Annotated in this window: 8 protein-coding genes; 7 read left to right on the top strand and 1 reads right to left on the bottom strand. The window is 56.8% G+C overall.

Annotated elements, in window-relative coordinates; translation table 11 throughout:
- Nucleotides 1-252 precede the first annotated feature (252 nt).
- Nucleotides 253-747, bottom strand: coding sequence for a transposase (locus ACEWQ0_RS09740; protein ID WP_476485223.1), 495 nt, complete (start codon nt 745-747; stop codon nt 253-255).
- A 466-nt stretch (nt 748-1,213) separates the two neighbouring features.
- On the opposite strand from ACEWQ0_RS09740, the gene ACEWQ0_RS09735 reads away from it, so the two are divergent.
- The 7 genes from ACEWQ0_RS09735 (at nt 1,214) to ACEWQ0_RS09705 (ending at nt 13,852) form a co-directional block, all read left to right on the top strand.
- On the top strand, nt 1,214-2,473 hold the full coding sequence (locus ACEWQ0_RS09735) for a M24 family metallopeptidase (RefSeq protein ID WP_476482199.1): 1,260 nt from the start codon (nt 1,214-1,216) through the stop codon (nt 2,471-2,473).
- Between the two features lie 950 nt (nt 2,474-3,423).
- Complete coding sequence (locus ACEWQ0_RS09730; protein ID WP_476485222.1) at nt 3,424-5,151, top strand: alpha/beta hydrolase-fold protein; 1,728 nt, start codon at nt 3,424-3,426, stop codon at nt 5,149-5,151.
- Between the two features lie 121 nt (nt 5,152-5,272).
- On the top strand, nt 5,273-8,329 hold the full coding sequence (locus tag ACEWQ0_RS09725; RefSeq protein WP_476482197.1) for a TonB-dependent receptor domain-containing protein: 3,057 nt from the start codon (nt 5,273-5,275) through the stop codon (nt 8,327-8,329).
- A 79-nt stretch (nt 8,330-8,408) separates the two neighbouring features.
- Entirely contained in the window at nt 8,409-9,857 is a 1,449-nt protein-coding gene (locus ACEWQ0_RS09720) for a M20/M25/M40 family metallo-hydrolase (protein ID WP_476485221.1), read from the top strand.
- Nucleotides 9,854-11,137 (top strand): M24 family metallopeptidase, encoded by a 1,284-nt coding sequence (locus ACEWQ0_RS09715; protein WP_476485220.1) that lies wholly within the window; start codon nt 9,854-9,856, stop codon nt 11,135-11,137. The genes ACEWQ0_RS09720 and ACEWQ0_RS09715 overlap by 4 nt, the downstream gene beginning before the upstream one ends.
- Nucleotides 11,138-11,197: 60 nt before the next feature.
- Complete coding sequence (locus ACEWQ0_RS09710) at nt 11,198-12,559, top strand: M24 family metallopeptidase (protein WP_476485219.1); 1,362 nt, start codon at nt 11,198-11,200, stop codon at nt 12,557-12,559.
- Nucleotides 12,560-12,592: 33 nt separating this feature from the next.
- Nucleotides 12,593-13,852, top strand: a complete 1,260-nt coding sequence (locus tag ACEWQ0_RS09705; RefSeq protein WP_476482193.1) for a M20 family metallopeptidase — start codon at nt 12,593-12,595, stop codon at nt 13,850-13,852.
- Nucleotides 13,853-13,935: the final 83 nt, after the last annotated feature.

Here is a 13,935-nt window from a genome sequence, read left to right as displayed (position 1 = left end):
CTCCAGCGCGTAGGTCAGCACCCGGCCAGCAAAGTCGAGCAGCTCACGCCCAGGCTGTGGAAAGAGCACTTCGCCAGCAAGCCGCTTGTATCAGACGTGCAGTGGATCGACCAGTAACGGTCGGGAATGAACGCTTACGCTGGTATGTGCGGGCCGTGATGCCCAACACCCTGCAGGCGGGCCTGAGACGAGCGCCAGCGGTTCTGGCCTCGTCGATCAGCTCAACAGCTTTATGGCGATCCGGGGTGCTGATCATTCGTCCTCTCCGTCCCCCCAGATCGCCCGGGCTTTTTTTGACAAGGTGAGCAAGGCAGCGGTCTCGGCCAGGGCCTTTTCCTTGCGCGCCAGCTCGCGCTCGAGTTCGCGCGTGCGGCGTCGCTGTTCGCGGTCGGCCTTGACCTGCTGGCCACCGCGCTCTTCGGCCCAGTCGTTGGCCTGTTCGCAGGCACGGCGCCAGGCGGCCAACTGCTCCGGATACAGCCCGCGCTTGCGGCAGTACTCCGAGCGCTCGGAGGCGTTCATCGGCGCGGTTTCAATCACGGCGGCGAACTTGTCCCGGGCGCTCCAGCCCTGGGCGTCGGAGCCGGCGTCGGGGTACAGCTCACCACGGTCCCGAGCCTGCTTGCGCCAGTTGTACAGGGTCGCTTCCGAAACGCCTTCCTCGGCGGCAACCTCTCGCACCGAGCGATTGTGCGGTGGGCAAAGCTTAGCCAGCACGGCCCGTCTGCGTTCTTCTGAATACTTCACTGTCAGCTCCTGTCCACCCCCTCTTAGAGACCATTTTAGAGGAGGCGACAACTATCCTGACAGAGGGGACCCTCCAGGCGAGCTACTTAGCCCTGGATCCTGATTTTGTTTGCTGATTGGAACGTTACTTTGCCCTTGCAAGTAATAGGCCCGCTTTAAAACCCGAATGAATGTGCTTATGGAATCTCGAGGGCAGGGTGTCTATACTCTTTCGCTCAATCCGGAAAAAATGAGTGGGTAGATGCCCATGATCGAGCGGGGTTCAGTCGCTGCAACGCGTTCTGCTTGCCCCGATCCCGTCAAACTCCAGTCAACAAGGAAATTCAATATGACGTTTGGTTTCAGCATCCGCAAATGCTGCACCCGGCTATGCGGAGGCGCCCTGGCTGCGGCTCTGTTTGTCTCGCCGATTGCAGGTAACAGCGCCGAGGGAAGTGGCGCTTATCGACCCGGTGATGTTCTTCCGATGTCCTCGGCCTTTGTTCCCGAAGAGCGCGTTCTGACTCACCGAGAGCAGGCAAAGCTTGTGCGTGGCTGGCTGGAGAAGCGTTTCGAAACGGTGCTCCCGAAAATCATGCGCCGCGAGGGCATTGATATGTGGATCGTCATTTCTCGCGAATACAACGATGATCCGGTTTTCCGCTCATTGGCGCCCTTCGAAACCTACTCGTCGCGGCGTCGCACCATTCTCGTATTCCACGATCGCGGCGAAGGCCAGGGCGTGGAGACAATGTCTGTCGGTCGGTTTGATTACCAGGGGCTGTACACCGTGGTGCCGACACATAACGAAAAGCAGTTCGAGGGCTTGCGTCAGCTCATCGAAGAGCGTGATCCGCGCCGTATTGGTATCAATACCTCCGAGCGCTGGAACCATGCCGACGGTCTGACGGCCACTCAGCGTGACGCCCTGTTCGAGGCGCTGGGTGATGAGTACCGTGATCGCGTCGTCAGCGCCGAAATGCTGGCCGTGGGCTGGCTGGAGGCGCGTCTGCCCGAAGAAACCGACGCTTACCGTCACATCATGCGTGTTGCGCATTCGGTTATCGGTCGAGCGTTCTCCAATGAGGTGATCGTGCCCGGGGTAACCACCGCCAATGACGTGCGCTGGTGGATGCGTCAGCAGGTAGCCGAGTACGGCCTCGAGGGCTGGTTCCATCCTTCCATCGGCATTCAGCGTCGCGGCGTGGAGGGGCGCTTCAGCGGTGATGCGGTCATCCAGCGCGGGGACATGCTGTGGACCGATTTCGGCATTCAGTACCTGGGTTTTGCCACCGACACCCAGCACAATGCCTACGTGCTGCGCCCGGGTGAAGTGGAACCGCCCGCCGGGCTCAACGCTGGCCTGCGTGCTGCCATGCGCTTGCAGGAAATCACCATGGATGAGGCTCGCGTTGGCCGCAAGGGCAACGATGCGCTGGCCGCTTCGCTGGCTCGAGCCAAAAAGGAGGGGCTCGATGCAACCGTTTACTGGCACTCGATTGGCTACCATGGCCACGGTGCTGGCGCTCCTCTTGGAATGACAGATTATCAGGAAGGTGTGCCCGTACGCGGCGAGCTTCCCTACCGGGCCAATACCTGGCACTCGGTCGAGCTCAACGTGGTTCATCCCGTTCCCGAGTGGGGTGACCAGCGGGTCATGTTCTCCATGGAGGAAGACGCCATCCTGACCGAGGAGGGCTGGGATTGGGTACTGGGCCGCCAGGAGTCCTTCTACCTCATCCGCTAGCGGAAACCATCTGGATCCGGATCAGCGCCCGGGCGAGAGGCAGATGCCCGGGCGCTGGCCATCTCCGGCGGCTTTTCTGAGATCGACGCCCGTGTCGTCGGTGTGTCTCGGTCGATGTGAAACGGCTGTCCATGGATCTGATCGAAGCCTGCCGGCCGCCTGATTCATCGGCTTTTTTACAGGCGTAGGCGCGCTTTCAGTGGGTCGCCTGCAACGTATTGGTGGCGATGTCGATCAGCTACAACCCCCGTTTCATCTGCACTTTCAAAGCGCCAATCCCGTTCGAAGTGTTCGCCGAATTCTCGGTGAGTCGCTGATTCCATTCGTCTTTCATCTGTGTTCATCACACTTTTGGCCTGCCAGCGCGGGATCGTGATGAATGCGCAAAATCCATTGCAATAATCAGTTGCAAAAATATGTTAATCAGGGTACGTTGCAAATCACATTAATTAAAAACTGATTAGTTATGTCCCTGAAGCACTCCAGCGAAAGGATTCGGCTACCGCGCGACACGGCAGGCGACATGACCCAATGGCGATATCGTTCGTTGAGACCTCAGTCGCCGCTTGCCCCCCAGAGAAATCGTTTTTTACCTCATTCCCCAACCGCCTTCCGCGGTGAGCCCATTACCGCCCGCCGTATTCCAACGAGCCACCTGGCAGCTTTCTGCGATGCCCGACGTGCACCGCGTGGGTCTGTCGGGGGCGCTGAGGGAAATCAGGTTGTCACGGCGCTGCGCGAGCAGTGGTCGCGTTCGGGATTGATATCCAGTCGCTTGCGTATGCGCTGGGAATTTCCGACAGACGGTGCGAGGGACATTGCTGAATTGACGGAGTGCTCAGGGGGGCCGGTGAGAGAAGAAAGGTAAAAAAAACAACCTGCAATCAAACAACAGTGCATGGGGCGGGGTTGACGCGCAAGGTGCACAGATAACGTGGAGTAGAGCGAATATGAAGTGGAATCAGATCCTGGTCAAGACGTTGTTGGTAGGCGGCCTGCTGCTTGCAGGGGTGCAGTCACACGCTCATGACTTCGAGCTGCAAGTGCCGAAATCTGCTGACGAGAAGGCTTATGACGGCCGGATGATCCTGATACTTGCGGTTGATGATGAAAAAGAACCGCGATATCAGGTGAGCGGGAGCTTCGACGCTGCGCAGGTTTTCGGGATCAATATCGACGGCTTGAAACGAGGGCAGTCGGTCAGCATTGGTGATGATGTGCTGGGTTTTCCTGCACGCAGCTTGAGTGATGTGCCCGCAGGTGAGTATTACGCCCAGGCGGTGTTGCACAAATATGACACGTTCAACCTTGCTAATGGCAAAACCGTCAAGCTGCCAGCTGCACGCGGCGCGGGTCAGAACTGGAGAAAAGAGCCAGGCAATCTTTTCAGTAATCCCGTCAAGGTTCGCTTTGATCCCGAAAGCGACGGCAAGATCAAGATCAACCTCAGCGAGGTCAATCCCCCAATCGAAGAGCCAGAAGACACCGAGTTCGTTCGTCACCTGAAAATTCGCAGCGAGCTGCTCTCGGAGTTCTGGGGTACCGATGTCTATCTGCGTGCGCACGTGCTGGTGCCACGGGGATTTGATGAACACCCCGAGGCTCGGTTCCCGCTGGCCATATTCCATGGACACTTCCCGGCGGACTTCGGCGGTTTTCGTACCACCCCTCCGGACCCTGATGCCGAATGCGTATACAGCGAGCGTTTCGATCTCGACTGCTACAACCACATTGAAGAACAAGAAGCATATGACTTCTACAAGTTCTGGATCTCCGAAGACGCGCCGCGCATGCTGATTGTGGAAATCGACCACAGCAACCCGTATTACGACGACAGTTATGCGGTCAACTCGGCCAACATCGGACCTTATGGCGACGCCATAACCTATGAGCTTGTTCCCGCTATTGAAAAGGAATTTCGCGGCCTGGGTGAGGGTTGGGCGCGGTTTGTATATGGCGGCTCAACCGGTGGCTGGGAAGCGCTCGGCGTTCAGGTGAAATACCCGGAAGAATACAACGGAGCGTTCGCGGCCTGTCCTGATCCGATTGATTTCCGTGAGTTCATGACAGTCAACATTTATGAGGATGAGAACGCCTACTACCGCAAGGGGCCCTTCGGGAAAATTGACCGTCCTGCCCAGCGCGATTACCTGGGCAACATCTCGCGCACGATGGAGGGCGAGAATCGCTGGGAGCTGGTTCTTGGCGACAAGACCCGCTCGGGTGCGCAGTGGGATGTGTGGGAGGCTGTATTTTCACCGAATGGTGAAGATGGCTACCCGGAGCGCATCTGGGATAAGCGCACAGGGCAGATCAATAAAGACGTTGCCGAGTACTGGCGCGAGAATTACGACCTGCGCTACATCATGGAACGCGATTGGGAAGAGCTGGGACCGAAGCTGCAGGGAAAAATTCATATCTATGTCGGCGACATGGATAACTACTACCTGAACAACGCTGTTTACCTGACCGAAGACTTTCTGGAAAAGGCAGATCCCCCCTATGAGGGCGTTGTCGACTATGGCGACCGTGCTGAGCACTGCTGGAACGGTGACCACAACAACTCGAACGCAGTTTCGCGGCTTCGCTACAACACATTTTACTTGCCGACCATTCTGGATCGCATGGAGAAAACCGCACCGGAGGGAGCTGACTTGAAGAGCTGGAGATATGACTGAGTTTTACAAGGAACACGGGTTGTCTTGGGGATTCGCAATTCTCTGAGGGGCCCTCACAAATCATTTTGATCAATCGGTCGTGGGAGTTTTGCGGCCTAAATCCAAAAGAGCAGGAGGCTCAATGAAAACACTAAAAAGGACCAGCACGCTGGCGATAGCCTCGCTGATTAGCGCGGCGCTCGGTTCGTCAGCTTTAGCCCAAAATACCGATGTCGACGACGCTTCCAGGGAGTCTGTTGACGGGGTTGAGGAAACTTCAGAACAGAATATGGACGTGATTGTAGTAACGGGGTCCCGGATCCGTTCGGCAAACGTGGAAAGCGTCAGTCCCGTTACTACCTTGACCTCAGAAGAGTTCCAGACCAGGGGCACCATTCGGACCGAGGATCTTCTGAACCAGCTTCCACAGGTGTCTGCGCTACAGGGAAGTGCTGCTTCCAATGAGGCTACCGGTACCGCCCAGGTTGACTTGCGTGGCCTTTCCCCCGACCGGACGCTGGTCCTTGTCAATGGCCGCCGCCTCCCGTATGGCTCCCCCATTTCCGTGCCGTCGGACTTGAATCAGGTGCCTTCGATGCTGATTCAGTCCGTCGAGGTGCTGACTGGCGGCGCATCAGCCGTTTACGGTTCGGACGCCATCGCAGGGGTTGTCAACTTCAAACTGATTGACAATTTCGAGGGCATCAAGCTCAGTGCCAACCTCAATTCGGCGCAGCATAACAACAGTAATACAAAGCTTCAGAAGCTGAATCGAGCCAACAACTACCCGGTTCCGGATGGCTCCGAATGGGATGGCTTCGGTGCGGAATACTCTGTTGTCATGGGCACCAATACTGCAGGTGGGCGCGGCAATATCACCGCCTACGCCAGTTATCGCAAAGTGGATCCCATCATCCAGAGTGATAGAGACTATTCCTCCTGCGCCCTGGGCACGACCGGTAGCAGGGGTGAGCAGCTCTCATGTAGCGGATCGGGCTTCGCCCACCCGGCAAACCTCTCCAATTCCCTGGGTATTCCCGATGTGCCGACAGGGTTCCGGGTTAACGATGGTCGGTTTGAAGAAGGCAGCCACGTCTTCAACTTTGCGCCCTTCAACTACTATCAGCGCCCGGATGAACGACGGTCGATGGGTGCGATGGGGCATCTCGAACTGAATGAATATGCCAGACCGTATTTCGAGATGAGCTTCATGGATGACCGCTCGGTAGCCCAGATTGCGCCCGGCACGGTCTCGGGTGGAATTCAGGGAAGAAGAGGTGGCCTCAATTGTGACAACCCATTGCTGAGTGATCAGCAGGCCGATTTCCTGTGCTCGGCTGCCGGCTTTTCCACTGGCAGCAATTATGATGCCGATGGCAACTATCTCGGGCCCGATGATATCGCCCAAGGCATTCTGTTGCGACGCCGCAACCTCGAGGGTGGTCCGCGGCAAGATGACCTCCGCCACCAGACTCACCGTCTTGTGCTTGGCAGTACCGGCAAGTTGTTCGGCAACTTCGAGTATGACTTTTTCGGCTCGTATTCGAACGTTTCATATCGTAGCCGCTTCACTGGGGATGCCAACTTCGAGCGCCTTGGTAACGCCTTGAATGTGGTCACCGACATGCGGCCGTCATCTTCCACCTTCGGGCAGCCGGTGTGCTCGATCAACGCTGATGCCAATCCGAATAACGACGACCCGGCGTGCTTCCCCCTGGACTATTTTGGTCCTAACGGCGCTTCGCAGCAGGCGACCCAGTATGTCCTGGAAAACAAGGGAATTACCGGCGATACGTCTCTCACCAACATCGTATTGTCAGCTAATGGTGACCTGGGTGATTATGGTGTTCAGATGCCATGGAGCGATTACGGGGTCGGTGTTGCGGCAGGCTTTGAATACCGCAAGAACTCGCTCGAGTATGTGCCCGATGAAATCTACCAGAACGCTGGCACCCCGGAGATGCCAGTCGAAGGCGATGTCGATGTGAAGGAGTTCTTTGCAGAGGTCAATGTGCCCCTCGTGACTGACATGCCTTTGATCTATTCACTCGGGTTTGAGGCAGCCTATCGCTATTCGGACTACAGCACTGATTTCACTACTGATACCTACGGCTTCGGTCTGGACTGGTCACCCACGGACTCGCTGCGAGTTCGCGCGAGCTACCAGCGAGCGGTGCGTGCGCCCAACGTGATCGAGCTGTTTTCCAGCCAGAACAAGTTCGAGGTCGAGCTGACAGAATTGCCCAACGGTAGCTTCGACCCCTGCTCAGGCGCAAACCCTTATGCGTCAATGGAAGAGTGCGCGCGCACCGGTGTCACGCCAGCGCAGTACGGGAATATTCAGGACAACCCGGCTGGTCAGTTCAACACCATTGTCGGAGGCAACCCTGATCTGCAGCCGGAAAAAGCAGACACGTATTCCCTGGGATTGGTCTACAGTCCTTATTTTCTCGAGGGCTTGACGTTGTCAGCCGACTACTTTGATATCTCGGTGAGCGACCTCGTTGGTAGCGTCAACCCCAATCTGGCAATGAATAACTGCCTTGAGACTGGCGACCCGTACTTCTGCGGCCTGATTCAACGCGGTCAGGGTGGGTCGCTGTTCCTGTTCGACGACGGATACTTCGAGCGATTCAATATCAACACCGGATCGCTTGACACCACTGGCGTGGACCTTTCAGCCGACTATCGTTTCGGGATCGGGGATATGGGTGATATCGGATTGAACTTCGTAGGCACCTATGTGGATGAGTTCAAGTCGACACCGCTGCCCAACTCCCCCAGCGAGGACGTTTACGACTGTAAGGGATTGTATGGTGGTCTGTGCGGCCGACCACGCCCCGAGTGGCGGCACAAGATCCGCGCCGGATGGACAACGCCAGTTGATCTGTCGGTGTTTCTCACATGGCGCCATACGAGTTCTGTGGATATTGCCCAGACCAGTTCGCAACCTGCACTGGAAGGTAGCTACGCTGAAGTCAACAAGTCCCTGGGTTCCAGGAACTACTTTGATCTTTCCGCGAACTACTACTTCTCGGACCAGGTTTCGCTTGTCCTTGGTGTGAACAATCTGCTGGACCGTGATCCACCGTTGACTACGACGGCGGCTATCGAGGATGGCGGTAACGGCAATACGTATCCGCAGTTCTATGATGCCGTGGGCCGAACCGTGTTCTTCGGTATCACCTATCAACCGTAAGTAGCGGTAACGGTGAGGGAGCGGAGTGTTCATGCACTCCGCTCCCTTGCTTTAATCATCAAGCTTTGGAGGACCCGTCATGCGATTGTCTTGTCGTGCTACAAGCCGGCTTCTGACCCTTGTTGCTCTCGTTTCACTTGCATTGGCACTGCCGACGGCAGGTTTCAGTCAAGTCAGCAAGCAGAAAAAGGATGAAGCGTTATCTTTACTTAAAGATATGATTCCCTATCGCACTGCCAAGGGGTACGGCCAACTTCCTGCCCTGGTAGATCACCTGACGTCCATATTGCGTGAGGCGGGTTTTCCGGAGGAGGACATCATCGAAGTTCCTCTGAACATCGATGGAGAGGATGTCAGTGGTTTGATTGTCCGCTATCGAGCTTTGTCAGAGTCGCCCGAGCTTGATCCCGTTGTTTTCATGGCGCATATGGACGTTGTTGACGCCTTGCCAAAGAACTGGGACACCTCTCCCTATAGCCCGGAGATGATCGATGGCTATCTCTACGGTCGCGGAGCGCAAGACAACAAGTTCGGCGTAGCTTTGCTTGTGTCAACGTTTATCAATCTCAAGCAATCCGGATTCGAGCCCGAACGTGAGCTGGTGCTGGCGTTCTCAGGTGACGAAGAAACCGGGATGTTGACAACCCGCAAGATTCTCGAAAACCCCGTGGTCAAGAGTGCTGATTTTGCGCTCAACTCCGATGCCGGCGGGGGCAGTATATCCGCCGATGGAGAACCCCTGGCGTTTACCATGCAAACCGCAGAGAAGGCATACGCAACTTTCTCCTTGTCAACAACGAACCCGGGTGGACATAGTTCAGCGCCCAAGCCCGAGAATGCTATCTATGACCTTGCGCGTGCTCTGCTCGCAGTTGAGACGCTGCAGTTCCCTGTGCAGTTCAACGAGATCACTCGCTCCATGGCCAAGGCAACGGCAAAGCGCGAGGGGGGCGAGGTCGAGCGTGCACTTGACGCACTGCTGCAGGACCCGGCCGACAAGGGCGCAATCGAAACCATGAAGCGCTATCCGCAGTTTTCCAACATGTTGTGGACAACCTGCGTTGCGACCATGTTGGAGGCAGGGCATGCGGAAAATGCGCTCCCTCAAGACGCTCAAGCAACGGTCAATTGCCGAATCTTGCCCGACACCGGTGGCCTCGATCACGTGCGTTCGGAGCTCGCTCGAGCAATCGATAACCCAGAGGTCAGGATCACCGAGCTTGGTGAAACGGTCGAGAGCCCAGCGTCTCCCATTCGGGCAGATGTGCTGGAAGTTCTCCAGCAAGGCGTAGAGGTGAATTACCCGGGAATGACGCTGCAGCCAGTCATGTCTTCCGGCGGCACCGAGGGCCGAGAGTATCGAGTGGCAGGAATACCGACATATGGCGCTGGCAGTCTGGCTCTGGTTCGACCGGATGACAGCCGTGCCCATGCTCCTAATGAAAGGATCCCGGTTGAGTCCTTTTATCGGGAAATGGACTATTGGGATTACGTCATTCGAACCCTGGGCGGCGGTACAGTCCAATGACTGCTGAATCACGACGAAGATTTCTTAAATCCAGCGCTGTTCTGACGCTGCTGGGTAGCGGCGTAGCCGGTTGGGGAGCGCTGAGGGCAGCAGAGTCCAGCCCGCCAAAGTCGGGCCTGGAAGGGCTCAAGCCGATGACCGATGGCGCCACTTTCATCAGCGGCGCTGAACGAAAAGCACGGCGAAGAAAACTGCGTGCGCTGCTGCGCAAACAAGGCCATGGCATGGCGTTGATTGAACCAGGCAGCACGCTGGAATACTTTACCGGCGTCAAATGGTGGATCAGCGAGAGGCTGACAGCGGCGATCATTCCGGCTGAAGGCGAAATGACGTTCATTACTCCGTCTTTCGAGGAAAGCCGGCTCAAGGAGATGCTACCCGGATCAGCACAAATCATTACCTGGGAAGAGGACCAGGACCCATTCAGGCTGCTGTCTGACTGGCTGAAAAAGCAGTCGCTTTCGGATAGTGATATCGCCCTTGATGAGTCCGTTCGTTATTTCGTCGCTCATCGATTGGCCGCAAGTGCTCCCGATGCGACGCTGACATCGGCCCGTGACGAGGTCAATGCCTGCCGTATGATCAAGTCCAGCGCGGAAATTGCGCTCATGAAACTCGCCAGCGACATAACCATTCGCGCTTATCAGGCCGTATATCCGCTGGTTGAACGCGGTATGACGCGCGAAGACATCATTCGGTTGATGTATCAGGCGCAGACAGCTCTTGGCAGTGACCAACCCGGCGGTGGCGCGCAGATCGGTAAAGGCAGCGCCCTGCCGCATGGTTCCAAGGTGCCCGAGCAGATCGACGATGGCTCAGTCGTCTTGATGGACTTTGGTTGTACGGTAGGCGGATATCATTCCGATATATCCCGCACATTCGTTTTCGGTGAGCCTGACGCGGCGCAGAGAAAGTTATGGAACCATGTGCACCGAGGCCAGCAGATAGCTTTCGAGGCAGCGCAGGCCGGGACCCCGGCAGGGGTCGTGGATGACGCGGTGCGCGAATATTACGAAGAACTTGGTTATGGCCCCGGTTACAAGCTTCCAGGACTTTCTCATAGAACAGGTCATGGCATTGGTCTTGACATCCATGAGCCGATCAACTTTGTTCGCAACGAGAGAACTCCATTGCAGCCGAATATGTGTCTGTCAAACGAGCCGGGGCTCTATATTCCCGGTCGATATGGAGTGCGGCTCGAGGATTGCCTGTATATAACGGAGCAGGGGCCCCGCTGGTTTTCCGAGCCGCCATCGAGTATCGATGATCCAATGAGCTAGCACGCCAGGCTTCAGGACAGCCCCGTTGAGTAAGCATCATTACAACAAGAGATGAAGATTATGAGATTTCGTATTGAACTGGTATTGCTCTGCATCGGCATGGCGTTGGCTTGCAGCGGTGGATACGCTGCAAACTCATCCATGCCCGGGCTGCCCGATCTGCGGGATCGTGCGGAGGTTCAGAACCGGTGGCTGGAACAGAGACTGGACCAACTGGTACCTGAACTGATGCGTGAAAACGGCGTGGATATGTGGATCATCATCGCCCGTGAATATAATGAGGATCCGGTTCTCGAGACCATGTTGCCGGCGACCTGGATGTCGGCACGCAGGCGGATGGTGCTGATCTTTCATGATCGTGGCGAGAGCGGCGGGGTCGAGCGGATGGCGATCGCAAGATATCCCGTAGGCAATATATTCCCATCGGCCTGGGATCCGGATGCGCAGCCGGATCAGTGGGCGCGCGTCGGCGAGATTGTGCGTGAGCGAAACCCGGATCAGATAGCCATCAATGTCTCCGAGACATTTGCTCTCGCTGACGGCCTGTCGGTCAGCCAGTATCGTCAATTGCAATCCGCCCTCGGAGCTGAGTATTCCAGGCGGCTGGTCTCTCATGATGCGCTGGCCATCGGGTGGCTGGAGACACGCATAGCCGCTGAGATGAACACCTATCAAAGCATCATGCGCGTAGCGCATCGCATCGTTGAGCGGGGTCTGTCAGAAGAAGTGATCACGCCCGGGGTCACTAGCACGGACGATGTGGTCTGGTGGTATCGAGAGACATTGGCAGATCTGAAGGTTCAGCCATGGTGCCAGCCCAGCGTGAGTATTCAGCGCCAAGGAAAGTCAACATTCAAGATCGGAGAAATGGTTTTTGACAACACCAACGTGATCCAGCCAGGTGACCTGCTGCACGTTGATTTCTGCATGAGTTATATGGGGCTCAAGACGGACACCCAACAGATGGCCTACGTTCTCAAGCCGCGTGAAAGCGAAGCACCCAAGGGCCTGCGCGAGGGGCTTTACGCGGCAAACAAGGTACAAGACGCGCTGATAAACAACTTCAAAGAAGGTCGCAGCGGTAACGAAATTCTTTTTGCAGCACGCAAGGAAGCGATCGATAACGGCCTTGATCCCACGATCTATACGCATCCGATCGGTTACCACGGCCACGGTGCCGGGCCTGCGATCGGCTCCTGGGAGCAGCAAAATGGCTCGCCGGGGACCGGTGACTATCCGCTGCGTGCAAATACCGCGCATTCCATCGAGCTGAACGCAATCGAACCTGTGCCGGAGTGGGGAAACCAGGAGGTTCGCTTCATGCTGGAAGTGGATGGGTTTTTCACCGGGGAGGACTTCTATTACATCGACGACAGGCAAACAGAATTGTTGCTGATTCCTCGGCTGAACAATACAAGGTAGTTTCCACCAAGAAAACAATGTGAGAATGCAACAATGAGTGCTACTGTCAAGAGTTTACTGTTCACTGCGTTGATGGGTATGCTGCTTGCGGCGCTGCCGCTTGGCGCTGCCGAAAAGACCGTGCTCGATGAGCCGGTCAGCAAGGAAGTGTTGAACGCCGTCGTCGATTGGCGTGACCAAGCGGTGGGCTTGTTGATTGATATCGGCGGCATCGAGTCGCCATCGGGGAAAGAGCTGGAAAGAGCCACGCGCGTGGCTGCTGCAATGCGCGAGATCGGTCTCTCTGACGTGCGTGTGACTGATGCGCCCAATGCCGTCGGCAGGATAGCAGGACGCTCCGGCAAAGCCATCGTATTTGTTTCAACCTTGGATGATCTCAAGACAGTAGCAGAGCATCAACGTGAACGGGGTAGACCGCCGGCAGTGGAGGGCAATCGGGTCGTAGGGCCGGGAACCAACACCTCCTCGACCACCGTAGCGATGCTGACGGCGGCACGTGCTCTGATCAGTTCCGGCGTAGAGCCGGAACATGATCTGATCTTCGCCGCCGTTGCGCAGGAAGAAACCGGAATGGTCGGCATGCGTGAGCTCTACGATGAGTACAAAGGACGGGCCGAAGCATTCGTCGACATTCTCGGCGACGGGCGCAGCATAGCGTACGGCGCGCTTGGAATTCACTGGTGGAGGGTCATCGCTACCGGCCCGCCCGGGCATACGCTCAGAGGGGGCTTGCCGAACGTCAATCTGGGTATTTCACGTGCAGTGGACCGAATCCTCGGACTGCCACAACCGGCGCGCCATGATGATCGCATGACCCGCATCAATATTGCCATGTTGCAAAGCGGCGCGGTGTTTAATCACAAACCCCCAGAAGGCTGGTTCTCACTGGATATACGCTCGCTTGACGCGGCGATAATTTCGGAAATTGAAGACGCCGTCGATGAGATTCTGGATGACGTTGCTCAACAGACCGAGACCCGGTTCAGGCTGGAGCCGGTCAACAAGGTACCCGGTGGGCAAATTCCGGGAGCGCTCGAAAGTGACCTCGTGAGGTGGTCGAAGGCCGTTTCCATGCGGATCGGGGTGTCGCCCGAGTACACGGATGCCGGCTCAGCCAACCTCAATGTTGCCATCGCGGCCGGAACGCCGGCGATCGGTCTGGGCGGCGAGCGCGGCGGGCGTCGCGGATTTGCAGATGAGTGGGCTGATATCGAGACCATGCTCAGATCTGCAAAAAGCGTAGCACTGCTGGGCGTGACCTTGGGCTCCGGAGATTCGGCACCCTCACCTTGAGCGCCGGCTCGGCAGGCCGTTTTTGCGTTGCTGCGCTCACCTGCTGCCTCTAGTAGTCAACATATTTATCTGAAAATCCAGGA

Source organism: Wenzhouxiangella sp. YN9 (assembly GCF_056324165.1).
The sequence above is the reverse complement of the archived record's forward strand: the minus strand, read 5'-3'. Positions and strand labels throughout refer to the sequence as shown.